Raw genomic sequence first — 26,044 nt, 5'->3', positions numbered from 1 at the left:
GCACACGAAGGGGGCTCAGCGATAGTTTTGAGTGGCAGTATCAGAGGATCATATCATAGAATCATTCTTCAAAGGGCCTTTGCCGAATGTATTGTTTTGTATATCCAATATGTTGGATTCTTCAGAGGGAGCACATGATCCGCAGCGGATCACTATCGGTTAGTTTGGAGGGTATATCAGTTGCTTTGTTTTCTAGAGTACCGATGCCGGCAAAAGTACAGCAACAACAAGCCTCCGTCAATACCGCTAATGGGGTATTTTTCGGAACAGCACATTTGTGGTTTCCCCGTAAGCATACCAAAAAAAAAGCTGCTTCTCTTTAAGAAGCAGCTCATCGCCGGTATTCGGTTTACATTTACGGCTAATAAATTGCAGTTTTATGTACAGGATATCCGTGCAGGTCTGCGACGCAGTCACCACTTCATAAAGGGCTGCCCTTGCAGACAGCCCCCCTGTCATCCTGGTTTTACTGCACCTTAATCATTAACTACCGTTATTACTTTTGAGTAAGCAGGGATATTGGAGTCCTTATCATATTGCGCGATACGGATATAGCCAACAGATCCTTTCTCCACATCTACTGATTTACCATCTTTCAAACAGGAAACAGCCGCCACTACAATTACCAGCAAGGCCAGTACTCTTGCCCACCGCGATCTTACAAGCGTAAGCATGAATAAACCACCCAGTCCCAGTGCAGCCATAGAAACCGGTAACCCGATCGTCAGGCTGTAATCCAGGGGCTCTGAAGAAATACCATTCACGGCTTTTGAATCTACCTTGCCAATAGCCGTCCAGCTCACATTGTCAGAGGAGCCTTCTACCACATATTCTTTGCTGTTGTTTTCCGAAGCTGTGGTAAAGTTCACCTGCAGCTGGTTGTTCTTTTTTAAAGCAGTGATGCTTTCGAACGTAACGGGCAGCGGGCCACCACCGATTACTACGGATGAATTGCCGCATTGTGCGGAACCGCAGGAACCGGTACGGGGTATAAATACAGCCTTTAAGGTATTCAAGCCCGTAGCACAGGTGGCTAGGGTATACGTCTTGGTACCAGTGCCGGATACCTGGAAACAGTCGGTAAGAATCACTGTATTGCCGCAATACACGGTTAGCTCCAGCGTTTTATTACCACTGGTAGTATAGTCCAGATCCAGCTCCCAGGAAGTACTGCTGAGACCACTCCCGGGATCGAGGTTTACAAACTTGGCATTGGTTAATTTAAGACAATTTTGCGCTGCGCCTGTAAAGACCATAAATGCGCCGATAATGAAGAGGAATAAATGTTTGTTCATTGTGTGCAGTTTTAAGAATTAAGAAATAAAAAATCAGTTACCAAATGACATCTGGTAAAGAGGGGTACGGGTATTCAAAAAAATGCAGGATACGCAGTTGGTGTATCGCAATAGTTTTGAGCGGGGTTAACGGCATTCATGCACATGTCAGATACACGAAGTCACAGCACGTATAACCATACGGTTTGCTTTCAAGGTCGGCGGTAACATCCGCAACGGATGTTGTCAATTGATTTGGAGGGAATAGGTACGAACGATTAGCCCGTAGAGGTAAGCTTATGAATACAAAATTATCACATATACCGTACCCGGAAAATCCCTGAAAATGGTGATGCCATAACACCGGTACGGATACCGTTATAGATTGGATGCATATTCAGGTAACACAGCGTTGGTCATTTTGAAGAAACCACAGTTAGTAAATTACGGCATTCTCATCAGGACGAAACCCGCGTCCTGTCTGACCTTCCGTCATACAACACCTGCATACGAACCTTACAGCAGCTATTTCATTCAAACATACTTATATATAATATATAAAACATACAAATTTCGCCGGATACCCTTTTTTTATCGGCAGATCCATTTCCAGGATGGATGAAATCAAAATAAAAAGGGCTGCCTTTTCAGACAGCCCGGTCATCCTGACTTTTACTGCACCTTAGTCATTAACTACCGTAATTACTTTTGAATACGCAGGAATATTAGAATCTTTATCATACTGTGCAATGCGGATATAGCCAACAGATCCTTTCTCCACATCTACTGATTTACCATCTTTCAAACAGGAAACAGCCGCCACTACAATCACCAGCAAGGCCAGTACTCTTGCCCACCGCGATCTTACCAGGGTAAGCATGAATAAACCACCCAATCCCAGTGCAGCCACAGAAACCGGTAACCCGATCGTCAGGCTGTAATCCAACGGCTCTGAAGAAATACCATTCACCGCTTTTGAATCCACCTTACCAATAGCTGTCCAGTTCACATTATCAGAGGAGCCTTCCACCACATATTCTTTGCTGTTGTTTTCCGAAGCAGTAGTCCAGTTGATCTGGATCTGGTTGTTCTTTTTTACAGCCGTTATACTTTCGAAAGTAACGGGCAGCGGTCCACCGCCTATCACCACTGAAGAGTTGCCGCATTGTGCCGATCCGCAGGAACCGGTACGGGGTATAAATACCGCTTTCATCGCAGATAACCCGGTTGCGCACATGAGGCCGGTATATTGTTTTGTGCCATTGCCATTACTTTGAAAACAGTCCTGGAAAATGAGCACATTATTACAATAGACGTAGACTTCAAGTGTTTTGTTACCACTGGCATTATAAGCCAGATCCAGCTGCCAGGTTTGACCATCATTACTGGGGTTTGAAAACTTAGCGCTGGTTAATTGAAGACAGTTTTGCGCCGTGCCTATAAAGACGATAAATGCGCCGATAATAGAGAGTAAAAAACGTTTGTTCATTGTGTGCAGTTTTAAGAATTAAGAAATAAAAAATCAGTTACCAAAATGACAGCTGGTAAAGAGGGTACGGTATTCAAAAAAATGCAGGATACGAATCAATGTATCGCAATAGTTTTGAGTGGGGTTCACAGTACGGGTGCACATCTATCACAACCAGGTAATGAAGTCAATAGAACAAGTCACAGCACATAAACCAATATTGTTTGCTTTCAAGGGTTGGCGGTAACATCCGCAACGGATGTTGTCAATTGATTTGGAGGGAATAGATACGAAGCGGTCAGGCAATAGCGGATCAGGCATATGCAAAACGATTACATATACAACACCCAGCATATTTATAAAAACGGAAATGCAATTACATTTACGCATGTTACACACATGCTCAATAAACACAACTCCGGTCACTTAAAGGAATAACAGTTAGCGCATCAACCAGTTTTCCAAATAAGACGGAGCCCGCGCCCTGCCTGGTTTTCCGTTATACAACACGTGTACACCAGTGTTGTCCAACAGATCTTCTATGCAAATTTACTTACATACAGAAGATCGTATTATGTAAATTCGTTGAACACCCTTTTTTACTCGTTAGATTCATTTTTCAGAAGGACAAACCAGGGGTAAAAAAGAGCAGATAAAAACCACCGATTCATTTTAAGGTTGGTGTACGCCGATTCGTTTTGAACCATTCTTGGTGTTGTTTGAGCGCAGCCGGCCCGTTTAAATAAATCACGCGTTATAACAGGCATTTAAGAAAACAGCAAAACAGATCGTTTAAAGAAATGTTTCAGCGTCATATATTCAACTTCTGTAAGGAGCGGAATGATTGTATCAGATTTTAAAAAAAAGTGGGCTGTATAACCGGATAAACCGGAGCTTGTGCGATTCATTTTTTAATAATGATACACCGGTCATTGACAGCGGGCTTTTGTCCACTTACTTTTATTTGATAAGCCTGGAGGAAGCTACCAATTGTAAGGGGCCTATACTAAAGTGTTTTTATTATCTTGATACCCTAATAAATGCAGATCCTGTTATTGCTCCATGGATGCCGCTATGAAAATTGAAAACCGGGCATAACAAGTGGAGGGCTTTGAAGAGGTCCGCGCTTTAAAAGCGGCTAGTTTTTTTGAATATGGATGGATACAGGCCCTTTAACAATTCCATCGGCCATATTGCTGCGCGCAATGATCAGTGTATACATTCCTTTTTTGCCGGTCTTATATTGCATGGTACGGCCAAAGGGGCCATCGGTTTTTCCGTCGGGCATTTCGATCTGACTGATGCGAACGTTCCGCTCACGCCCTTCCGGCTCCAGCTGCACGGCCAGCTGCCGGGTACCGGCTACCGGAATTTTTACATGTATTTGCTGATAATCTTTCCGGATGTCTGCATGTAATGTTGCCTTGCCTTCTGTGGCCTCCAGCACAATAATGGAATCTGCTGGTTCCGGGTTGTTAGCGGCCAGGGAATCTTCAATGTGGCCATGCGTTAGGGTATCCGGCAGCGGGGTATGCGTTGCTGCGGCACTGTCTTGTGGCACCTGTTTAGAATCGCCCGAAGAGCCGCAGGCGCAAAGACACCATAAGAAGAAGGGGATATAGCGGTGTGTGTTTAGCATCATTCGTAAAATTTTGTAGGTTTACAAAAATATCAAATCTACCATGAACGCAAAATTTATCCTTTCCACCACGGCAACCATCCACCTGAAGGGTGCTGAAATTGTAGAATATTGTGGAATCGTATCCGGTGAAACGGTTATCGGTGCCAATATCGTACGGGATTTTTTTGCCGGCATCCGTGATATCGTGGGTGGCCGTTCGGGCTCGTATGAAGCGGTATTGCGGGAGGCGAAAGAAACGGCCATCCGTGAAATGCAGGAACATGCGTTACGACTGGGTGCGAACGGCGTTATTGGTGTGGACCTGGATTATGAAACGGTTGGACAAAGCATGCTGATGGTAGCTGCCAGCGGAACTGCAGTTAAAATTGAGGGGATCTGATACCAGCGGGTTTTCCGGCTGCTGGCAATAGCCCCGGAGAACAGACAGGGGGAATCCATCCGTTCCGGCAGCCCCGGCATCCAGGGAAAACACTTCGTGAACAAACAATCGTTTTTACCCGATAAAAAATATTGATTTCCAGGCAACCAGGGCATCTCTTCCAGCGTCTAATTTCCGATTGAATAATAAACAAGGGGTAAAAAAAAATCCCCAACACTGTTACACGTTGGGGACCTTCATCAAAAACCATTAACCATTAAACCTTATCCTATGAAAATTCAATCTCAAATTTATAAACAATTTCCTATATTTCAAAAGTAATATTTTGAAGTGTGGGAAATTTTCACATTTTATTATCAATTTATTTCCTGCCAAACCCCTAATAAGCTAAAAATCAATGAAAAGAAAAGTTGTAGTAGCCATTACCGGTGCCAGTGGTTCCATTTATCCTTCCAGACTGCTGTCTAAGTTTTTACAGATACGGGAGCAATGGGATGAAATCGGGGTGGTGGTTACCAACAATGCCAAAGAAGTATGGCAGGTAGAAACGGGTACTGCTTTTACCCCGGAATCGTCCTTTTCTTATTACGCTACAACCGACTTTAATGCGCCCTTTGCATCCGGCAGTGGCCGGTTCGATACCATGATCATTGTGCCCTGTTCTATGGGCGTACTGGGCCGCATCGCCACCGGAATTTCCAATGACCTGATTACCCGGGCGGCCGATGTGGTGCTGAAGGAACGGCGCAAACTGATCTGCGTGGTGCGTGAAACGCCCTATAGCCTGGTACATATAAAGAATATGGAGTTTCTTACCCTTGCAGGTGGCATTGTTTGCCCGGCAACTCCTTCCTTTTACAGCAAGCCTCCAACCATTGAGGCTGTAGCCGATACCGTGGTAGACCGGGTACTGGACCTCGCGGGTTTTAACATCCCCTCCTATCGCTGGGGCAGCACTGAAAAAGAGTAACCGCCTGCTTCTGGCCTCTAATAAATGCAGTGAGGAAGATCTACAGCAAGCCTTCGCGTTTTTTCTTGCTGAGATGGCCAAAGAAGCGCTGAAACACTGAAAGGTTTGTAATGCGGGTATAAAAGAAGCTAAGACTTCATGAAACACAAAGCTCAGATCACACGCATTTATTTGCGCTTCGCCTGTATGTTTAGATTTCGATAGCAGCCTTGCTGCAAGATGGCTTCAAATATAAAGGCCACCTACAGGAGATGGCCTTTTGCTATTGTTGATTTCATTTTATCCTAACGGAACATTGAAAGGAATTTTCTTTGGAGGCTTGCATTGCTTATCATCACAGGTCTGGTATTCTACTGTTCCTGAAAGCGCTGTTTTTGCAGCGGCCTTTAAGGTTACTTTCTGTATAAACGTTACCGTGTTTGCATATTGATGTGCAGTAGAGTTGGTGCTGGCGTCATGAAATTTTTCCATTTTCCCCACTTCCTTTACGTTGCCGGTCCGCACGATCAACGGATTATTGGCAAATCCTACTTTTGTGGGGTAGGCGATGGCATCCTTGGGTTGTGTTTGTGAATACAGGTGCCAGCCGCTTCTGAGGGTAGCTGTCATCTGAACTTCATAAACCTTTTCACTGATCTTTTTTGCAGTAAATTTCCAGCTCGCAGGATCGTCCTGCGCCCGGGCAGTAGCCAAACTCAGCACCGCCAATAATCCCAATACAATACTTTTCATTTTTTTATTTTTTCTCTTTCAGGTGCAAAGGTACCCTCCCATTTCTTTATAAAAGCTTAAAACAGGATGCTATAAAAGGACGTGTCAATCAGGAAACCAGTTGCCTGGCCATCAGCAGGGATGTAAGGATTTTTTTACCATCTTCATTACCCAAAACGGCACTGCAGGCCCGTTCGGGGTGCGGCATCATACCAAACACATTCCGCCGGGCATTACAGATACCGGCAATATGATCGATGGCTCCATTCGGATTGCTATCGGGCGTTTCGTTACCAGCTTCATCACAGTACCGGAAAAGGATTTGCCCGTTTGCTTTCAGTGCTTCAAGCGTTTGCGGGTCAGCATAAAACCGGCCTTCCCCATGTGCAATGGGTATTTTATATACTTCCTGGAAGCGTTCCGCATCTTCTTTCAGTTGCTCCCGGTAAAGTCCTTCGGGTTTGATAAAAATATTCTTACAGATGTATTGCTGGCGTTCATTCCGCAATAAAGCACCCGGCAGCAAGCCCGATTCACAAAGGATCTGAAAGCCGTTGCACACACCATATACTTTTCCACCGTTATGGGCAAATTCAATCACCTGCTTCATAACCGGGCTGAAACGCGCAATGGCGCCACACCGCAGGTAATCTCCATAAGAAAATCCTCCGGGCAGTACAATGCAATCTTCGGTGGTAAAGGCGCTGATGTCTTCACTCTTATGCCAAAGCGGAATCACTTCCTGGTTCAAATCGTATTGTAAGGCATCCAGCATGTCGCGGTCGCAATTGGACCCGGGAAATATAACTACTCCAAATTTCATTCGTATCATGTTTTATCCAGATCGCAAAGATAGCCTTATTTCACCGTCCTGGCGGAATTTGAAGATTTGAAAATTTGAAAATATGAAAATGTGGGAAATGTGGAAATGAGTCAATGGTCAATAGACCTTTGGGTATGAAAAATCTAACCTGGAACTTTAAACGTTGAACCTGGAACAAAGACTTGCCTCACCGGAAACCCGCAATTTCTACCGCAATAATATACCCTACGGTGAGCCAGAATGCAATTACGGGATATAGCCGCACTTCACTGTTCAGGTAGCCAAACCCATGTACGGCAGCACAGGGTACCAGCACCAATACCCAATTGGTAAACCCGGGTCCGGGATTCACAAAGGCAATGCCAACGGCCGCCACAAAGTACAGCAGAAAAAGGAACCACCCCTTCCGCACCTGGATCAGCATTTTTGAAGAAAGCACATTGATCGAATAGATTCCGGCCAGCAGGGGAAGGATCGTTAAAAACAGGGCGCCTGCAAACCAAAGCCGCTGTTTTCCAAGATTGATTCCCACCGAAAACGGCTCCAGCATCGTGTATATGACTGGCCACTGATCGGTTAAAAACAGGTAGATCAGGTAAAAATAGTAGGGAGTAAAAAAACCCAGCAGCAATAACAACCATTCGTTCACCCGAAAAGGTCTTAATATTCCCAAAGCCAGCAACCCCCATGCAAGAAAAAATACGGAAGGCTGAAAAAACATGGTGGCTGCGCCCAATACGAGTCCGCAGTTAAAAATAAGCCCCTTGGCATTGGGATGATTGTGGGCCTTGAAAATAAAGATAAACGACAACAGGAACAGGAAGGAAACGATCAGCGGGGCCGACAGGTAATTGAACTCCGGTATAAAAGAAGATACCAGCATCAATGCCATTCCCGGCAGGTAATTGGCCCGGTTTACCAATCGTTGGTTATTGATGAAATTGGTCAGCAGGTAGGCCTGCCAAAATAAAAGCAAAAAGGCCGCCATGGCAAAAAAGGATGGGAATACCGCCACAACAGGTTCCAGCAACCGGAGCAACTGATCATAAAGAAACCCATCCTGCGGGCGGATCACCACCGCCTGTTTGCCGTTTTGTGCAGCAGACAGGAAAAACCAGGGCAATTTCAGCAATAGCCCCAGAATGAAAATCATAATAAGATTTCCCGGGTTCTTTTGTTTAAAAACTCCAATCACAATAACAGTCAGTCATACTTATTTGAGCTCCCTTAAGAGTTAGAAGTCAACCTTCGCAAATGAAATATTCTTTTTATATACGTAAGGAATGATCATGCTGGCGGGCCCTACCTGTTTGCCGTACCGGGGCATAAAGTTAACATATTTGTCCTTTGCCTCTAGCGGCTCTGCTTCAGTCATTTGACCATCCTCTGTAATGATTACATCATCCAGGTCGGAGATCTTTGCAGCCCGGTTTAATACAAAATGCATACGGTCTCCGTCTACCAGCACCTGGTAAGAAATGGTACCATCGGTTTCTACTTCCGACTGATTCTTAAAAATAATATTTTCGGCGGTGCGGTTACCCGATTTATCGAATGAAAAGACACCGATATTGCCCGCATTGTACCGGGCATATCCGCCTCCATACCCGTAGCCGGCACCCCACCAGTAGCTTCTGTAAAAGAAGGGCGAATAATAGGCATACGGCGACCAGTATCCCCTGCCCCACGAGCCCCAGCCGCCCCAGCCTCCGTAAAAGCCATAAGGGCCGCCATAGAAGCCGTAGGGACCGCCCCAATAATTCCACCGGTCCCACATTCCGCCGGCATTAGTGGTATAAAGCGCCTCTGCACCGATGGAGAAACCGCCGTTCTGATGAATGATAATACTATTTATGAAAAGATCATTAAATGCGGTCTTTCCCCCGCTTTTACCCCCCATTTTCTTCCGCAGCTCATCGTTGAACGGGGTTACGGTTTCAAAAAGTTGTTCCCGGCTATCCAGGCTCAGCGCATAGTTATAAATACCTGCGATATTGCCTCTTTTCTGCTGCGCATAGAAGGAACTTAATAAATAACGGTTGTTGCCCTCATCTATTTTCAGTTTAATATCATCGAGGTACAGCTCATTTACCGAAAGCGGATATTCATTGCAGATATCACTGTTTTCCGGTTTTACCATAAGAGATGCTTCCTGGATATTGCCGCTGGTAAGCCGGTTATACTTTACAAAGGCAAAATCGCCATTATTGGCCAGGCTGTAACCGCTCAGGAAATCCCCGCCTTTCACCATGGATACCGTGTAACGGCTTTCCTTGATCAGGTTCAGCTCGCCATCATAAAGCCGGGTTTTAAAAACATGGTGGGCCGGATCCTTTTTATTGATCTTGAACAGGAGGATTTTGTTGCCGTCACTGCTTTTTACAGAGCTGTTGATCTTCCGGTCTGCTGTGTAAGCGATAATGGTCGTATCCAGTGTAACCGGTTCCTGGAGAATTTTCCCGTTTGCCTCCACCCGTACGGCATTGCAGTAAACAACGTTGCCTTTCTGGAACTGGTACAGCAGGTAGGCATAATTATGAAACGGGTAAAAGGTCAGATCCAGCAAATCTTTCTTTTTGGGGAGTATGGTGATGGGTACCGACTCCAGCAGCTGCATACTTTCGTTAAAGACATTGACCTGGTGATTTCCTTTCACCTCTTTATAGATGAGGTAATTGTTGGCCAGCTTTCCTATGATTTCAAAATTCATCCGCTGCACGTCCGCCTTATTTACATCGGCGTACACAATACTTTGCGCATTTGCAGCGTTTATAAGGCTGAAACTAAGTAGTAACAGACTAAAAATCAATTTTTTCATACATTTTCAATATTCAGTTATATAAAGTTACAGCTTTCTTTTAATACCCAACCTCCTTTTAACAAAGCCTGTTACGGGGGGAAAAATATAGTGAAAGGCGGTAATAAAATAAGTTTTTTGTTTATTAATCTTTATTTAAACTTTGCTGCTTTATTGCAGAAAAAAAGGACTCATAGCAAGTGAAAGCTTCGACAAACAAAATGACGGCCGCCGGCCTGCTAGTTGCATTGGGAATTATCTATGGGGATATCGGCACTTCCCCGCTTTACGTATTTAATGCAATTATCGGGAACCGGGAGGTGAACGAACTGCTGGTAATCGGATCGCTGTCCTGTATCATCTGGACCCTTACCTTACAAACAACCATCAAATACGTTGTGCTTATTTTAAGGGCAGACAACCGGGGGGAGGGCGGTACCTTCGCCTTATTTGCCCTGGTCCGGCGCCGACGAAAATGGCTGGTGCTTCCCGCGATGATTGGCGGTGCCGCCATGATCGCCGATGGAATCATCACCCCGCCTATGACCGTTACGGCAGCCATTGAAGGCCTTGAAATTCTGCCTAGTTTAAGACACATACCCACCAGCACGATTGTTATTATTGTACTTTGCGTTCTTTGTCTTTTGTTTTTTTTACAGCAGTTTGGAACAGCTTCCATCGGACGGATCTTTGGTCCGATCATGTTCATTTGGTTTACCATGCTCGCTGTTTTGGGAGTCTTTCATGTATTCGACGATCTTGCCATCTTTCGCGCCCTAAGTCCTCATTACGCTATCGATTTCCTCATTACCTATCCTCATGGTTTTTGGCTGCTGGGCGCTGTCTTTCTTTGTACAACGGGCGCAGAAGCATTGTATAGTGACCTCGGACACTGCGGCAAAGACAATATCCGGGTTTCCTGGATGTATGTAAAGTTTTGCCTGCTTTTGAATTATTTTGGTCAGGGAGCCTATCTGCTATCCCATCACAACGGAATCACCATAACCGAATCTGTTAAAAAAACGCTTGGAATTAATGCATTCTATAACCTGATGCCGGAGTGGTTTATTGTGCCGGGGGTAACAATTGCCACCATAGCTGCTGTTATCGCCAGCCAGGCCATGATTTCCGGGGCATTTACCCTCATCAGTGAGGCCATCCGGCTGAACCTCTGGCCCAAAATGCGGATCCGTTATCCGTCGGAGGAAAAAGGTCAGTTATTCATCCCGGCCATTAATACTTTATTATTTGTTGGCTGTATCGGAGTGGTGCTTTATTTTCAGCAATCATCCCGCATGGAAGCGGCTTATGGCCTGGCCATTATCGTTACCATGCTGACCACTACCATCCTGTTTGCCAATTACCTGGTATTGAAACGGATCAAACCGCTTTGGGTATACATTTTTATCATCGGTTATGCCACCGTTGAGATTGCCTACCTGATTGCACTGCTTGCCAAATTTGTACATGGCGGTTATATTACCATCATGATCGGCGGCCTGATGTTTATTGTGATGTACGTATGGTTCCGCGCGCGCAAGATCAAGAACCGTTATGTGGAGTTTGTACGCATGGAGCATTATATTCCCAAAATGCAGGAATTGAGTGCAGACCGTTCCATTGCCAAATACGCCACGCACCTGATCTATCTTACCAGTGCCGATAACCCCCGGGAAATTGAGCATAAGATCATTTACTCCATCCTGAATAAGAAACCCAAGCGCGCCGACATTTACTGGTTTGTGCATGTAGACACGCTGGATGACCCGTATACAGCGGAGTACAAGGTAGAGCATATCATTCCCAATGATATCATCCGCATCGATTTCCGCCTGGGCTTCCGCATACAGCCCCGCATCAATATCATGTTTAAAAAAGTGGTGGAAGACCTGGTGGTGAATAATGAAGTAAACATCATCAGCCGCTATGAAAGTTTAGCCAGCAGTAATACGGTGGGCGATTTCCAGTTTATGGTGATGGAAAAATACCTCAGTCCGGATAATGACCTCCCCTTTATGGAAAAGATCATTATGAAGCTGCACTTCCTGATCAAGCAGATCAGTCTTTCGGAAGAAAAAGGATTCGGGCTGGATCTTTCCAATGTAACCGTAGAAAAATTCCCGCTCATTGTGGCGCCGGTTACCAGCGTAAAGCTGAACAGGATCCAGGATCCGGAGTGATAGATTTTTGTTTAAGGTTTTAGAGTTCCACGTTAGATTTCGTTTCATACTTTGATACTGAAAACTGAAGACATTGACGATCGCCCTTGCTTGGGGGGACATGCAGACAGGGGGGAGCAGGGGAATTTTTCAAACATATAAAACGATTCATGCTTACGAGTACTGAAAGCAGATCGCCGAAAACTGATGACCGTTTAAGTCGATTTCTGACAATCCGCGATAGAAGCCAGCAACCTGATACCGGACGTAACCAACTGATTGCTGAGAACTGAAGACTGATAACTAATCGATGATCCAGATCATTGACTTATTTCCATGGTTAATCCGCCTCACCCGATCGGTATCACATTGGGCGATGGTTTTTTCTTCAGTTGTTCGGGCACGGCCAGCAGGATCTCTTCCCGGAGCGCTTTTACCAGTTTTTCCTTTAAAAAATCGCGGTGTACGGCCAGGCTTACCTCCCGCACCGGTACCGGTTTCTTAAAATGCCGGATCAGTTGCTGCTGGCTTTTGGGCATCTGCAGGGTTACCAGTTCGGGTACAATGGTAACCCCATCACTGATCTCCACCATCCGCTTGAGGGTTTCCAGGCTGCCGGCCTCATATTCCAAACCGGAATGTTCCCGGCTTTGTTTCTGCAATTCACAGATGGAAAGGATCTGCGAACGGAAACAATGCCCCTCCTCCAGCAGCCAGAGTTTGCTGGTATCAATATCCCTGGGCAGGATGTATTGCTTTTCATAAGCCCGGTTCTTTTTGGAAGTAAACACCATCAGCTCTTCATAAAATAATACATGCTCGGTAATGCCTGCTTCATTCAGCGGAGTTACCAGGATGCCGGCATCGATCTTTTCATCTTTCAAATAAGAAACGATGTGCTCGGTCATCAGCTCATGAATGATGAGTTTGATATCCGGGTATTTTTTTATGAAGGCCGGAACAAAGATGGGTAACAGGTACGGTGCCAGCGTGGGGATGATGCCGATGCGCAGTTGCCCGGAGATCTTTCCTTTCTGGTCTTCGATAAAGCGGTTGAGTTCGTTGCGGGCATGTAACACGCGTCGCGCATGTTCCAGTATCCCCTGTCCGGTAGCTGTAGGCACCACCGGCAGCTTGCTGCGGTCAAAGATCTTTACCCCCAGCTCTTCCTCCAGTTTTTGAATCTGCATACTTAATGTAGGCTGGGTGATATAACAGGAGTCCGCGGCCTTTATAAAGTTCCGGTGTGTATCTACCGCCAGGATATATTCCAGTTGCTGCAGGGTCATAATGCATCTATTTTGTCGATAAAAATAAGCAATTCATTGATTTTAGCTATAAAGCCGCTGAAGCGCTGAAGCTTTTACGATAGCAACAGTGCAAGGCACGCTTACGCATAAATGGTTTCACGCAACGTCGCAAACGAGCAAAGACGCGGCGGTTTCGAATGCGACGGGGCGATAGGCATTAATAAGCACAACCCGGATGCTGTATTTCTATGGTTTCACGCAACGACGCAACGGAGCAACGGCGCGGCGGTTTCGAATGCGATGGGGCGATAGGCATTAATAAGCACAAGCCGGATGCTGTATCTCTATGGTTTCACGCAGCGTCGCAGAGGAGCAACGGCGCGGCGGTTTCTGTGCGATGATTCTATAACATCAATAAGCACAACAAAAGATCTGTGCTTCTGTGGCAACTGAAAAGAAGCTATTGACACTTACCAACAGTTCTAACCAGACCAGGGTTTCACGCCACGACGCAACGGAGCAAAGACGCAGCGGTTTCTGAGCAATGCCGTTATACGCATCAATTGGGAGCTGTGTTTCTGTGCCGCTGAAACACTGAAGATTTTATCACAGCAATGTTGCAAACGACGACGTTACTTTCTTATTAGTGTGGGCGGGCGCCAGCACAAACGGTTTCACGCCACGACGCAAAGGAGCAAAGACGCAGCGGTTTCGATGCGATGGAGGTGATAAGCGTTTCTGTGCCTCTGCGGCAACCTTATAATTCTTCCAGCAATACTTTTTTATCAACGGTAAGCTGGTAATGACCACCCACTTTCAGGGCATAGTTCTCACTGTCATGACTTACAGGAAAATCGAAACACACGGGATAACCATACTCCTTTACCTTGTCCCAAAGCAGCTCCTGGATCGAGGTCCCAAAAGGCCTTGTAGTATCCTGCAGATCGGTAAACCCGCCAAAGATCATTCCTGCCAGCCGGCTTAATTTTCCGCTCCGCTTCATCTGGTATAACATCCGGTCGATACTATATTTCTGTTCACCAATATCCTCTATAAATAAAATAGTGCCATTGGTGGATATATCGGACCGGGTGCCGATCGCGTTCACCAGCAGGGATAAATTGCCTCCCACCAGGGTTCCTGTTGCCGTTCCCCGCCGGTTGTACTTTGAACCGGCAACGCGGTACGCTGCTTTTTCTCCGGAAAGCGCTTGTCGCAGCGACTGCACATACCGGTTTTTATACCCGCCATCGTTAAACGCCGCCGCCATTGGCGCATGCAGCCCCGCAATACCAAAATTGCGATAGATATGATTGTGCAAAATCGTAATATCACTGTAACCGATCACCCATTTCGGATGTTTCCGGAATTTCTTAAAACTGATCTGGTCAATAATACGTCCCGTTCCATAACCGCCCCTGCCGCAAAGCACCGCCTGTATGCCATCATCATCCAGCATTTGCTGCAGGTCCTGCAGGCGCTCCGCATCGGTTCCGGAGAAATAGGTTTCCGATCCGCCGCCGAGGGACGCACCGGTTTTCACCTGGTATCCCCATTGCTTCAATGTTTTTATACAGGTTTCAGCTTTAGCAGCATCCATGTATCCGGCGGGGCACGCGATCCCGATGGTATCACCTTTTTTCAGATAAGGGGGTAGTATTACACTCATAAGTAGATGGTTTTATATACTGGTTAATGTAGCTCCGCCCGCAGCAACCGTCAGCTGGTGCTTTGTGCCGCAACGCAGTGCATAGTTATTGATCTGGTGGCCTACCGGAAAATCAAAACAAACCGGGTAGTTATACTCCTTTATTTTTTCCAGCACGATATCGTAAATATTTTTTCCAAACTGTTCATCCAGAGGGTCCTGCTTTACCTTCATGCCGCCCACGATCAAACCCGCCAGCCGCGCCAGTTTGCCGGTACGTTTCAGGTTCCAGAACATGCGGTCGATACTATACAAATATTCCCCGGTATCTTCCACAAAAAGGATCTTACCATCTGTATTCATATCAGAAGCCGACCCGGCCAGGCTTTCAAGGGTTTTGAGATTTCCGCCAACCAGGGCACCGGTGGCCGTTCCCGGCCGGTTGAGGCTGTTAAAAGCCTCCGCAGTATAGGTCATCCGTTCTCCTGTAAGTGCTTTCCGGATCGATTCGATGGTATCTTTCTGCAGCGGGTCCGCGGTATCCCATACATCCGGGAAACTATTACACATTTTTGAATGAATGGTAGCAATACCAAAATTCCGCTGGATATGTGCATGCAGCACCGTAATATCACTAAACCCGATGATCCATTTGGGATGTGCTTTAAACCGGTCCCAGTTCAGGCCATCTACGATCCGTACCGACCCATAGCCTCCGCGGGCACACATAATGGCCTTTACCTGCGGATCATCCAGCATCTGCTGAAGATCGCTCAGCCGTTCCGCGTCTGTTCCGCCAAAGGTAAAGTCGCGCTTGCCGATGGTATAGCCCACCCGTATCTTAAATCCCCATTGCTGCATAAGGGTAGCTGCCGGAATGATTCCTTCTCTTAAAATAAAGCCGGCCGGTGAAGTAATACCAATCATATCGCCGGGCTTCAGGTAAGGGGGCAGCGTTTCCCTGCTATCTGACAGCGGTATATGGGCACGGGCGATTGCCGGTATACCCGCGGCGGCCATCAGGGCCATGGATGATTGAACAAAGGTTTTACGGTTCATGCCTGCTAAGATAGGGGATGTTATATTTTAAATACAAAATATCAAATTCTAAATAACGGAGACCAATTTCAAAGATCAAATTTCAAAATTCAAAAAACAGATCTGAACGGCCTGTATAGATTTAGCGGTCAGTCTTCAGTTATCAGCCATCAGCTTTCAGTTGATTCGTCCGGGATCGATGATCTGACATCTTGCATTGAGTATGAAACGACATTCAACTCGAAGCTTGGACCTTAAACCTGAAACGGCATTGAGTTATCAGCAATCAGTTGATTACGTACGGGATCGGGATTTGACGCATGGCATCAAGTGTTAAACCGAGCTGAAACTTTAAACATTAGACCAGAAACCGCATTGAGCTTTCAGTTTTCATTGAGCTTTCAGTGATCAGTTTTCAGCTTGCACATCAAATAATCAGCGAATCAGCGGCTAATATCACCACAGCCGCAGATGCACAGATTTTAAGATCTTTAACAATTGCAGGGGATGCTGTTTTAAATTAGTTTGAAAGTCCTTTAAACCACACCAATAATCTGCGAATCAGCGGCTAATATCACCACAGCCGCAGATACGCAGATTTTGAGATCTTCAACAATTGCAAGGGGTGCTGTTTTAAATTGGTTTGAAGGTCCTTTAAACCACACCAAATAATCTGCGAATCAGCGGCTAATAATCAAACAGCCGCAGATGCGCAGATTTTGAGATCTTTAACAATTGCAGGGGATGCTGTTTAAAATAATTTGGAAATTCCTTGGGGCTTTTCAGCAATCAGTGATCAAACCCCGTTTTATATATCTGCAAAACATCCTGGTCTTCCTATCTCCCAAAAGCAAGGCAGCAGCGAATAATCAGTGGTGAATAGATCATCAGTCAGCCATCAGCTTTCAGTTTTCAGTTTTCAGATGATTAGGTCCGGGATCTATGATCTGACATTCTATGCAAAAAAACAGGGAACTGTACTCCGCTCATCAAGTAAGAAACGTAGTCTAACGTGGGACTTGAAACTTTAAACCTGGAACTTCTCTCCCATGACGCGGGTAACGACCATGGCGGCTACGGTATTGCCCGTTGCATTCAGGATGGTAGCCAGGGGATCTACCAGGGTACCAATGATCATAACGGCAGGTATGGCTTCTGTTGGCAGGTGATAAGCCGAAATCATCAGCAGCTCGCCAATATATCCCCCGTTGGGGATACCGCCTTCTACCATACTGCACAGGATGGTGATGCCCAGGGCCAGCAAGAGGTTTTGCGGATCAAAAAAGTTCCATCCCAGCATTTGGAACACCACATAAATTTTTACAATGGCCGAAATGGATGAACCGTTTTTATGTAAGGTGGTTCCCAGTGGAATAACCACATTGGCAATAGACGCAGGTATACCGATGCGATCGGCCGCTACCAGGTTGGCCGGCATGGTAGCCAAACTGCTGCAGGTACTTACCGCGGTCAGTGAAGGAATGATATTGTTCTTCCAGAACAGGCGTATGCCTTTGCGTCCATTGGCCAAAAAGGCATACAGGGTAAAAAAAATAAAGAAATACAGCACCCCGGTTCCGTAATACAAGGCCATCGGCTTTGCATAAAACCCGAATAGCTGAGGCCCCAGATCGGCCGCCTGGTAGGCAATATAAGCCCCCAGCCCTACCGGCGCGCCTTTCATGATCAGCAGTAACAGGTTTTTCATTACCTCATTTGCCGCTACCAGGAAAGCATAAAAAGGTTTGGCCACGGCGCCAGATTTGCGAACGGCCGTACCCAGCAACAAGGAAAATACAAGCAGCGCCAGCATGTTCTGCCTCGACAATAACTGATAAAACTCGCCTACTGTAAAAAAAGATACCAGGCGCTCGCCCCAGGTTTTATGATCGCCTTCGGCAACCGCCATACCGGCACTTTGCGCGGCCGGGGATATGGTCAGTGGAAACAGCCAGGCCATCAGTATGGTGAACAGCGCCGCCAACACCACAAATACCAGGAAGGTAAGGGCCATGGCGCCCAGCACCCGCCCCAGCTGATGCTTTTGTTCGATAGCGGCTACCGATACCGCTATAGCAAAAAAAACAAGGGGCACCACAGTAACAAAAAGCAGGTTCAGGAACACATCGCCCAGGGGTTTCAGGAAAACCACCGACCCCGGAAAGAAAATACCGACGAAGCCTCCGATCAGCATCCCTGCCAATAACAGCATGATACCGGAATAGCTGCTCCATAATTGTTGCCTGGAAAATTTTGTCATAACGCGGATCTATACCTATAAAAATAAAAAAAATCGGAATCATTTATCCGGATCTTTCAGGGGTTTGTTGGAGGTTGTTATAATCATGTCATCCCTTCGGGATTTTTATATATCGGGTTTGCTGGAGCTATCACATGATACCCCTCCAGGGTTTATCTCCTGGTTGAAGGTTATTATAATTATAATCATGTCATCCCTTCGGGATTTTCTCAAGACCGGCGCATGCGCAAACCAACGATTGGCCATAATTGAATAAAATCCGTACCTTTGCAATTCACCAATTATTTTTTCATACGCTCATGTAGTCGATTCTTTCTTTTAAGATCATCAAAAAACGGGCATGCTCCCAAAGCAGCCGCTTTATTTCATCCTTAAAGAAAGAAACATGTTGACGCTTCATAACCTATCCTATGTCCACCCGGACAAAGAGCCACTATTCAGCAATCTCCATCTTACCGTAAACCGGGGCGATAAAATCGCTTTGACCGGGAATAATGGTGCGGGGAAATCGACCCTGCTCCGGGTAATCGCCGGGCAATTGCCTTCATCGGGCGGCTATATCGATACTGATGTAGTTCCTTATTATGTACCCCAGGCATTTGGGCAATATGATCATCTTACCATAGCAGCAGCCCTGGGCATTGAAAAAAAGCACCATGCACTACAGGAAATATTGAGCGGGAATACCGCTGATGAACATTTTGCGGCGCTCGATGATGACTGGACAATTGAAGAGCGATGCCGGGAAGTGTTGCAGCAATGGCAGCTGGAAGACCTGGATCTTTCCGGGAAAATGCAGCTATTGAGTGGTGGTCAAAAGACCAAAGTATTCCTGGCCGGGATGGCCATTCACCACTCCGGCATCCTGCTGCTGGATGAGCCCAGCAATCACCTGGATGCTGGCGGCAGACAACAACTATACGACTTTATTGCGGGTACACCGGCAACCGTCATCCTTGTAAGTCACGACCGGAAGCTGCTGAACCGTTTGAATACGGTATGCGAACTGGATAAACGCGGCCTTACCGTTTATGGCGGTAATTATGATTTTTATGTAGCCCAGAAACAAGCCGAACAAGATGCACTGAGCCAGGATATTCAGAGCAGGGAAAAAGCACTCCGGAAGGCAAAAGAGAAGGAACGCGAAAGCATGGAACGCCAGCAGAAACTGGATGCCCGCGGTAAAGGGAAACAGGAAAAAGCCGGTGTAGCCCGCATTATGATGAATACACTCCGGAACAACGCGGAGCAAAGTACTGCAAAAGCCAAACAGGTACATGCCGAAAAGATCGGTGGCATTTCGCAGGACCTGCAGGAGCTGCGTGCGGCATTGCCCGATATCGATAAAATGAAATTCGGCTTTGAACATTCTGCCTTACATAAAGGTAAGATCCTCTTCTCCGCTGCCGCGATCCATTACAGCTATAATGACCGCCTGCTGTGGAAGGATCCGTTGACCCTGCAGATCTGCAGCGGGGACCGACTGGCCATAAAAGGCCCGAACGGATCGGGCAAAACCACGCTGATCAAACTGATCACCGGTGCCTTATCGCCTACCAGGGGTACCGTTTACAATGCGGGCATTCAACCGGTTTATATCGACCAGGATTATTCGCTGGTAAACAATCAGCGGAGCGTTTATGAACAGGCGCAACAGTTCAATACGGGTGCTTTACAGGAACATGAGATCAAAATACGGCTGAGCCGGTTTTTGTTCACTTCCGGATACTGGAACAAATCCTGCAAGATGCTGAGCGGAGGAGAACGGATGCGGTTATTGCTTTGCTGCCTGACCATCAGCAGCAAGGCTCCGGATATGATCATCCTGGATGAGCCAACCAACAACCTGGATCTTCAAAACATCAGGATCCTGACCGCGGCGATTAATGCCTACCAGGGTACATTGATCGTCGTATCGCATGACGAAGATTTCCTGGAGCAGGTCCATATCGGAAGGTCGATACTACTGGTCTCCTGAAACGGCTTTCTTTTCCCGGTAATCGGATGTAAGCATTCCTGAAAATCCCCAGTTGTCTGCCTCAATTTCCTGGATCACAATATGAATATGTTCTGGCTTTTTTCCTAAGACAAGGACCAGGGTTTGGGTAAACTGTTGTATGATCTGTTCCTTCTGATCCCTGGATATTGCCGGGGTCACCTGTAAATTAATATATGGCATAATAAAATTGATATCTTTTGCAGCAGCACTTAAAACGGCACACAAAACTTCGTGAAACCACGATTCCAAAGTGCTAAATGATCTCCCAGTCTTCAATAGCTCCCGGTACCACATCAAACAGGCGGTTCACTTCAATATCACTTTGATGTTGCAGCTGTTTGAATTTTTCCGGGTCCCTTATTTTTAATTTTTTCAGCAAATGTTGAAACTCATAGTTCAACTGCCCCTCCTGTACCCTTATGCGCACCCTGGAAGATACCGGGCCGATCTTTGTCTGATCAAACCGGTATCCCCTGCCCGACGCCTCTTCATAAATGGTCGTAAGATAGGCATTGATGGCCTCTACGGGGCTTTTCAGGTTTTTAAAACGGTTTAGCTGCGGATGGTTTTTATACCCCGTTGTGCGCCCTTCCAGCACATGTTTGGCCAGCAGGGTTTCCCGCCACAACGCTACTATTCCTTTTGCATCCAGGTATTTGGGGTGTAATGACCAGATCCGCATATATTACTGTTTAATACTTGAGGCCGGGATCCGTTCCCGGAATCCACACAAATACAGGTTGCCGGCGCACCCCGATTCACGTGATTCCAACATACGAATCTTTCTCCGGGATACAACCTAACGCATTTGGCCCCTGAAACGTTCAAAAAAAATTATTTAATTTATTAATCAAAATATTATTTATATATGAAAATGTTCGTACCTTTAGCCCAGTGTTTTTCATAGGTTAGCAACGGCCAGCTCTTTTTAGGGCAGGCCTTTTTTGTATATATTTGATTTTAATGTATTTATCATCGGTTGCAAAGCAGCTCTACCTGCTTTCACCGAAAGTGTCAACACTTGCAGCAACGATTGCCAACGGAAAAACATAGAAGCTATTGCTTATTTTTTCTTTCTCAGGATTTCATTATATGCTGATAAAAGGGCTTCTGTTACCCATTCTACGGCAACCTTGTTGAGTTCGAATATTGTGGCGCCTTTTTCACCCCATTTGTTGGGAACGGGGTAAATATGCTTCGGATCCATTTGACAAAAAACAGGTTGTTCTATGGGTGTTAAGAAAATAGTTGCGGTATTGTCTTTTTCAAGATAGGTAGCAAACATCCGCTTACCGGTGATCTTAAAACCCGTCCGGTCAAAATGCGGTTGCGTTTCCGTGCCGGGGAAAGAAAGGGCCAGGGTTGTAAATGCTTTTTTTGTGATCATCATGTGCTTTTGATAATGAATATTACCAGGATTGTACATATTTTACAACGTTCGCCGGCTACCAGCCCTGCCTGGCATATGGACTGCTTTGTTGCTTTAGGGTGACGAGGCAACATTGGGGGACTATTTACCGTTACCGGATGCATACCAATGGTTTCATATACACCTGCCCGCCGGCTACCATTATGTTGAAAATACAAAACTTTTTTTAAGCTGAGACATTACAGGGATTCCCGCAGATGCAAACCGTTTTCCTATGCGGATCGTACCACCCGTATGCTTCCGCATCTTTATATACGTCTCAGTTCGCAGCAGTACCGGCTTTTCATTATATTTACGGGCCTTATTGATCCATACCATTAAATCGTTCTCTTAACAATGAATAAGTATTCCGGCCTGCTGCTGGCCCTCGTTTTTTATATTCAGTCAAGTGCCCAGTCGCGTGTTCTTTCCGGTATCATCGCAGACAGTGCCACCCATATTCCGTTGGATGCCGCTTCCGTCATTTCCTATCAGAACAACCAGGCAGGAACTGCGGTTACAGCTCAAAAAAACGGGCATTTTACGATCCGGGTTCCATCCGGTGCACCAGCCACCCTCCTGGTATCGCATAACGGCTACCAGACGCGGAAACTGGATCTTTCTGTTTCCCGGCCCCTGGATATGGATACCATTTACCTGCAACCGGTTGCTACTTCACTGGAGGCGGTGATTGTACAGGGAAAGAAGCCCCCGGTATCTTTTAAGGTAGACCGCCAGGTATACAATGCCGCACAGTTCGGCAATGCCGCTTCTGGAACGGGTGTAGATGTGATCCGGAACCTGCCTTCTGTTTCCGTAAATGCACTGGGGGAAATCAGCTTCAGGGGCTCCTCCAGCTTTTTAGTACTCATCAACGGCAAACCCGCCCAGGGAGATCCGGCAACCGTGTTGAGCCAGCTTCCCGCAGCCGCCATAGAAAATATTGAAGTGATCACCAGTCCTTCGGCGGCCTATGATGCCGACGGTAAAACGGGTATCCTCAATGTAGTTACCAAAACCGGGGTTGAAGATGGCTGGATGCTGCAATCCAGCGTGATGTATGGAATGCCCCCGGTAAATGATTTTGGCAATGCCCATCATCCGCAACGGTTTGGAGCCGATATCAGCGCTGGTTACCGCAAAAATAAATGGGATATCAGCGGCGGGCTGAACTATCTTCGGAACGACATAGCGGGCTACCGTGAAGGCGATGTGTATACCATCCGGGACGGTGTTAAAACCGCGTTCCCGTCAACCGGCGAACGGAGCTTTAACCGATATAATTATGGCGGACGGTTCACCGCCAGCTATCAGGCCGATGCCCGTAACCTCATCAGTGCCGGGTTTTATATGGGCAAAAAATTCCAGTCTCGGGAAGCCGACCTGGTCTACCACAATTACCGGCAGCAGTTACAAACCGGTGAGGTCTTTGCGCCCTTTACCTATTACAATGCCAATACCCAGGAAAAAGAGGGATTGTTCAGCCTTGCAAACCTGGATTATACCCATCGCTTTAGCAAAACTTCCAGCCTTACGGTTTCCGCGCTTTATGAGCATGCCGGCCTGTCCGGTAACACCTATAACCGGAACCTTTATTATCCTAATACTTCAGATACGATACAGTTTACACATAACCCCAACAGCAACCCGCTGGATGCGTATCGGATAAAAGCAGATTATACCAAAAAACTGGGCGAGCGGTATACCTTGCAAGGCGGCTACCAGTTCCGCTATGATACACAGGACGGGATCTTTACCTATTACACAAAAATCCTGGGCACTCCTGACTATGCGGTCGACCCGGAGTTTACCAGTCGCGTAAAGACCGCCAACCGCATCCATGCCGGGTACCTTCAGCTGAACGGACAGGCCCGAAAACTGAATTATAACCTGGGCGCGCGGCTGGAATATTCAGAGCGGGATCTGCGCTTTTCAAAAGACGAAGCACAGCAACAGCTGATCCTGAATAATTTCTTCCCTTCTGCCCAATTCCGTTATACAGTTACGGACCGCGCTGCAGTGAAGGCCGGTTACAACCGCAGGATCAAACGGACCAACAACTATGAGCTTAACCCATTTCCGGAGCGGGAGCATTCCGAAACCCTGGAGCAGGGCGATCCGCATTTATTGCCGGAGCTGACGGGAACCTATGAACTGGGATGGGAGCAAAAGCTGGGGCGTGGTTCATTTTTCCTGACCCTGTATCATCAACGGATCCAAAATCCCATACAACGGGTAAACAAGGTATACAACGATTCCATCCTTAACCGGGTGTTTACCAATGCCGGGAAAGCCCTGCAAACCGGTTTGGAAACCAACCTCAGTATTTCTGTTACGCCCTGGTGGCAATGCGTATTGGGCGGTAATGTGTACAAATACAAAATTGACGGCAACATTTTTAACGGCACCCTGCCGGTTTCCAACAGCAGCTGGGTGTATTCCATTAACAGCAGTCAGAGTTTTACACTTCCATCCAACTGGCTGCTGCAATTGAGCGTGAACTATCTTTCGGAGCGCGTAACGGCCCAGGGTGAGGACAGCCGTTTTTTAACGCCCCATTTCACCGTTAAAAAAACAACAAAAGATAAACGCTGGTATTTCCAGCTGCAATGGCTGAATATTGATGCGGGCATGAAGGAATCGAACCGGCAGCGTATTACTACTTACGGCAGCAATTTTTATACCACCACTAATTATATTTATGAGCCCGACCAGTTCCAGCTCTCCGTGGGTTTCAATCTTTCCCGCCGTAACCGGAAGATCAGTTTGCCGCAAAGTGAAATGGGCGAAAAAGAGTTTTAGCAGCAGCATAGGCCTTCAAGGTTTTAAAAGCCTTGAAGGTGTGGCCCGGTAAAAATAAATTAACTTGCATTTTATTTTAAAACCCGTTCTATTTTGCATCCGAAGGACCTGAATATCGCAGATTTCACTTACGAACTTCCCGAAGAAAAGATCGCCTTTTTTCCCTTAACTCAAAGAGACGCCTCCCGCCTGCTCGTTTATAAAGCGGGCGCTATAACGGCCGATACCTACCAGCGTATTGATCAATACATCCCGGAGCATTCGCTGGCTATTTTCAATAACACAAAGGTAGTTGAAGCCCGGATCCTGTTTAAAAAGCCTACGGGCGGACAGATCGAGGTCTTTTGCCTGGAGCCGCATGAAAGTTATGCAGATATTACCACGGCCATGACACAGCAGGGAAAAGTGCTGTGGCTTTGCCTGATTGGCGGCGCTTCTAAATGGAAAAGCGGACAGGTACTCACCCGCTCCATTGCGGGGCCGGGCGGGGAAACCGTTCTGGAGGCACGTTTCCTGGAAAAACGCAACGACAGCTTTCTCATAGAGCTGAGCTGGACACCGGCCGCACTGAGCTTTGCAGAGATCCTGCATGCCACCGGACAGATCCCCCTGCCTCCCTATATAAAAAGAATGGCCGAAGCGGCAGATGAAGAACGGTATCAGACCGTATACGCGGCACATGATGGCTCTGTAGCTGCGCCTACAGCCGGCTTACATTTCACGCATGAGGTATTGCAAAAGCTGGATCACAAAAAGATTGCCACCGGTTTTGTGACCCTTCATGTGGGCGCTGGTACTTTTAAACCGGTAAAAGCGGAAGTGATGAATGATCATGAAATGCATGCAGAGTTCATTTCGGTATCTCCGCAATTGATCCGGAGCATTGCCGGTAAACAAGCGCATCCATTGATAGCAGTGGGTACCACTTCCCTCCGGACCCTGGAATCCCTGTACTGGCTGGGAGCCAAATTGCTACGGGATCCGCAGGCCTTTGATAACAGCATGCCTTATATTAACCAATGGGAAGCCTACGAGGAAGCGCTGCAGCAGTACCCGCTGGCCGACGCGCTGGAGGCCTTAACCAGTTACCTGTTGCAAAAACAATTGACCACCCTGGTTGCCAAAACACAGATCCTTATTGCTCCCGGTTACACTTTTAAAATCGTTGATGCACTGGTTACCAATTTTCACCAGCCTTCTTCCACCCTGTTGCTGCTGGTGGCCGCATTTATAGGTGAAGACTGGCGGAAAGTATATGCATATGCCCTGGAAAATAATTTCCGTTTTCTCAGTTATGGAGATGGAAGTTTGCTATGGCGGAAATAAGCAAAATTGAAATACAACAAGTTATGAACCTCTGGGAACTTTATTAGCGAACCTGGTTTAAATTTTGTAAATTGCAGTAATAGAAATTAA

20 protein-coding genes are annotated in these 26,044 nt (G+C 46.6%); 6 read left to right on the top strand and 14 right to left on the bottom strand.

Features of this window, described 5'->3' with window-relative positions:
- Positions 1 to 476 precede the first annotated feature (476 nt).
- The 3 genes from Q1V85_RS02410 to Q1V85_RS02400 form a co-directional block, all read right to left on the bottom strand.
- Positions 477 to 1,295 (bottom strand): hypothetical protein, encoded by an 819-nt coding sequence (locus tag Q1V85_RS02410; RefSeq protein ID WP_300597064.1) that lies wholly within the window; start codon positions 1,293 to 1,295, stop codon positions 477 to 479.
- Positions 1,296 to 1,956: 661 nt separating this feature from the next.
- Positions 1,957 to 2,763: a hypothetical protein gene (locus Q1V85_RS02405; RefSeq protein WP_300597062.1), complete on the bottom strand. Its 807-nt coding sequence runs from the start codon at positions 2,761 to 2,763 to the stop codon at positions 1,957 to 1,959.
- 1,117 nt (positions 2,764 to 3,880) lie between these two features.
- Positions 3,881 to 4,384 (bottom strand): hypothetical protein, encoded by a 504-nt coding sequence (locus Q1V85_RS02400; protein WP_300597060.1) that lies wholly within the window; start codon positions 4,382 to 4,384, stop codon positions 3,881 to 3,883.
- Positions 4,385 to 4,424: 40 nt separating this feature from the next.
- Here Q1V85_RS02400 and Q1V85_RS02395 point away from each other — a divergent pair, with 40 nt between their 5' ends.
- Both Q1V85_RS02395 and Q1V85_RS02390 read left to right on the top strand, forming a co-directional pair.
- Positions 4,425 to 4,763, top strand: coding sequence for a YbjQ family protein (locus tag Q1V85_RS02395; protein ID WP_300597058.1), 339 nt, complete (start codon positions 4,425 to 4,427; stop codon positions 4,761 to 4,763).
- A gap of 397 nt (positions 4,764 to 5,160) precedes the next feature.
- On the top strand, positions 5,161 to 5,733 hold the full coding sequence (locus Q1V85_RS02390; RefSeq protein WP_300597056.1) for a UbiX family flavin prenyltransferase: 573 nt from the start codon (positions 5,161 to 5,163) through the stop codon (positions 5,731 to 5,733).
- 279 nt (positions 5,734 to 6,012) lie between these two features.
- Here the strand turns inward: Q1V85_RS02390 and Q1V85_RS02385 are convergent, their stop codons facing one another.
- From Q1V85_RS02385 to Q1V85_RS02370, 4 genes are all read right to left on the bottom strand, one after another.
- Positions 6,013 to 6,465 carry a protein-disulfide reductase DsbD domain-containing protein gene (locus Q1V85_RS02385; protein WP_300597054.1) on the bottom strand — a complete coding sequence of 151 codons (453 nt, stop codon included), beginning with the start codon at positions 6,463 to 6,465 and terminating at the stop codon, positions 6,013 to 6,015.
- Between the two features lie 88 nt (positions 6,466 to 6,553).
- Positions 6,554 to 7,276 (bottom strand): phosphoribosylformylglycinamidine synthase subunit PurQ, encoded by a 723-nt coding sequence (gene purQ, locus Q1V85_RS02380; RefSeq protein ID WP_300597052.1) that lies wholly within the window; start codon positions 7,274 to 7,276, stop codon positions 6,554 to 6,556.
- A 178-nt stretch (positions 7,277 to 7,454) separates the two neighbouring features.
- A complete protein-coding gene (locus Q1V85_RS02375; protein ID WP_300597050.1) occupies positions 7,455 to 8,420 on the bottom strand; it encodes a hypothetical protein in 966 nt (321 codons plus the stop codon).
- A gap of 81 nt (positions 8,421 to 8,501) precedes the next feature.
- Positions 8,502 to 10,085, bottom strand: coding sequence for a hypothetical protein (locus Q1V85_RS02370; protein WP_300597048.1), 1,584 nt, complete (start codon positions 10,083 to 10,085; stop codon positions 8,502 to 8,504).
- A gap of 200 nt (positions 10,086 to 10,285) precedes the next feature.
- Between Q1V85_RS02370 and Q1V85_RS02365 the strand changes: the two genes are divergently transcribed.
- Entirely contained in the window at positions 10,286 to 12,244 is a 1,959-nt protein-coding gene (locus tag Q1V85_RS02365) for a KUP/HAK/KT family potassium transporter (RefSeq protein WP_300597129.1), read from the top strand.
- A 329-nt stretch (positions 12,245 to 12,573) separates the two neighbouring features.
- On the opposite strand, the gene Q1V85_RS02360 is transcribed toward Q1V85_RS02365, so the two are convergent.
- The 4 genes from Q1V85_RS02360 to Q1V85_RS02345 form a co-directional block, all read right to left on the bottom strand.
- A complete protein-coding gene (locus Q1V85_RS02360) occupies positions 12,574 to 13,512 on the bottom strand; it encodes a hydrogen peroxide-inducible genes activator (protein ID WP_300597046.1) in 939 nt (312 codons plus the stop codon).
- Positions 13,513 to 14,230: 718 nt separating this feature from the next.
- Positions 14,231 to 15,142, bottom strand: a complete 912-nt coding sequence (locus tag Q1V85_RS02355) for an LD-carboxypeptidase (protein WP_300597044.1) — start codon at positions 15,140 to 15,142, stop codon at positions 14,231 to 14,233.
- A 12-nt stretch (positions 15,143 to 15,154) separates the two neighbouring features.
- The gene (locus Q1V85_RS02350) at positions 15,155 to 16,180 is read right to left on the bottom strand and encodes an LD-carboxypeptidase (RefSeq protein ID WP_300597042.1); all 1,026 of its coding nucleotides are present in this window, start codon (positions 16,178 to 16,180) and stop codon (positions 15,155 to 15,157) included.
- A 1,006-nt stretch (positions 16,181 to 17,186) separates the two neighbouring features.
- Entirely contained in the window at positions 17,187 to 18,419 is a 1,233-nt protein-coding gene (locus Q1V85_RS02345; RefSeq protein ID WP_300597040.1) for a dicarboxylate/amino acid:cation symporter, read from the bottom strand.
- Positions 18,420 to 18,804: 385 nt separating this feature from the next.
- Between Q1V85_RS02345 and Q1V85_RS02340 the strand changes: the two genes are divergently transcribed.
- Positions 18,805 to 20,397 (top strand): ABC-F family ATP-binding cassette domain-containing protein, encoded by a 1,593-nt coding sequence (locus Q1V85_RS02340; RefSeq protein WP_300597038.1) that lies wholly within the window; start codon positions 18,805 to 18,807, stop codon positions 20,395 to 20,397.
- On the opposite strand, the gene Q1V85_RS02335 is transcribed toward Q1V85_RS02340, so the two are convergent.
- The 3 genes from Q1V85_RS02335 to Q1V85_RS02325 all read right to left on the bottom strand — a co-directional run bounded on the left by Q1V85_RS02335 (position 20,383) and on the right by Q1V85_RS02325 (position 21,808).
- Positions 20,383 to 20,598: a 4-oxalocrotonate tautomerase family protein gene (locus tag Q1V85_RS02335; RefSeq protein WP_300597036.1), complete on the bottom strand. Its 216-nt coding sequence runs from the start codon at positions 20,596 to 20,598 to the stop codon at positions 20,383 to 20,385. The two genes, Q1V85_RS02340 and Q1V85_RS02335, sit on opposite strands and share 15 nt — an antisense overlap.
- A gap of 73 nt (positions 20,599 to 20,671) precedes the next feature.
- Complete coding sequence (locus Q1V85_RS02330) at positions 20,672 to 21,100, bottom strand: pyrimidine dimer DNA glycosylase/endonuclease V (protein ID WP_300597034.1); 429 nt, start codon at positions 21,098 to 21,100, stop codon at positions 20,672 to 20,674.
- Between the two features lie 381 nt (positions 21,101 to 21,481).
- Complete coding sequence (locus Q1V85_RS02325) at positions 21,482 to 21,808, bottom strand: MmcQ/YjbR family DNA-binding protein (protein WP_300597032.1); 327 nt, start codon at positions 21,806 to 21,808, stop codon at positions 21,482 to 21,484.
- A 375-nt stretch (positions 21,809 to 22,183) separates the two neighbouring features.
- On the opposite strand from Q1V85_RS02325, the gene Q1V85_RS02320 reads away from it, so the two are divergent.
- Positions 22,184 to 24,628: a TonB-dependent receptor gene (locus tag Q1V85_RS02320; RefSeq protein ID WP_300597030.1), complete on the top strand. Its 2,445-nt coding sequence runs from the start codon at positions 22,184 to 22,186 to the stop codon at positions 24,626 to 24,628.
- Positions 24,629 to 24,721: 93 nt separating this feature from the next.
- Positions 24,722 to 25,954 carry an S-adenosylmethionine:tRNA ribosyltransferase-isomerase gene (locus tag Q1V85_RS02315; RefSeq protein WP_300597028.1) on the top strand — a complete coding sequence of 411 codons (1,233 nt, stop codon included), beginning with the start codon at positions 24,722 to 24,724 and terminating at the stop codon, positions 25,952 to 25,954.
- The last annotated feature ends 90 nt before the right edge of the window (positions 25,955 to 26,044 follow it).

Origin of the sequence: Niabella sp. (assembly GCF_030150205.1) — a bacterium.
Taxonomy (GTDB): Bacteria; Bacteroidota; Bacteroidia; order Chitinophagales; family Chitinophagaceae; genus Niabella.
This window is presented reverse-complemented; position numbering and strand designations above follow the sequence as displayed.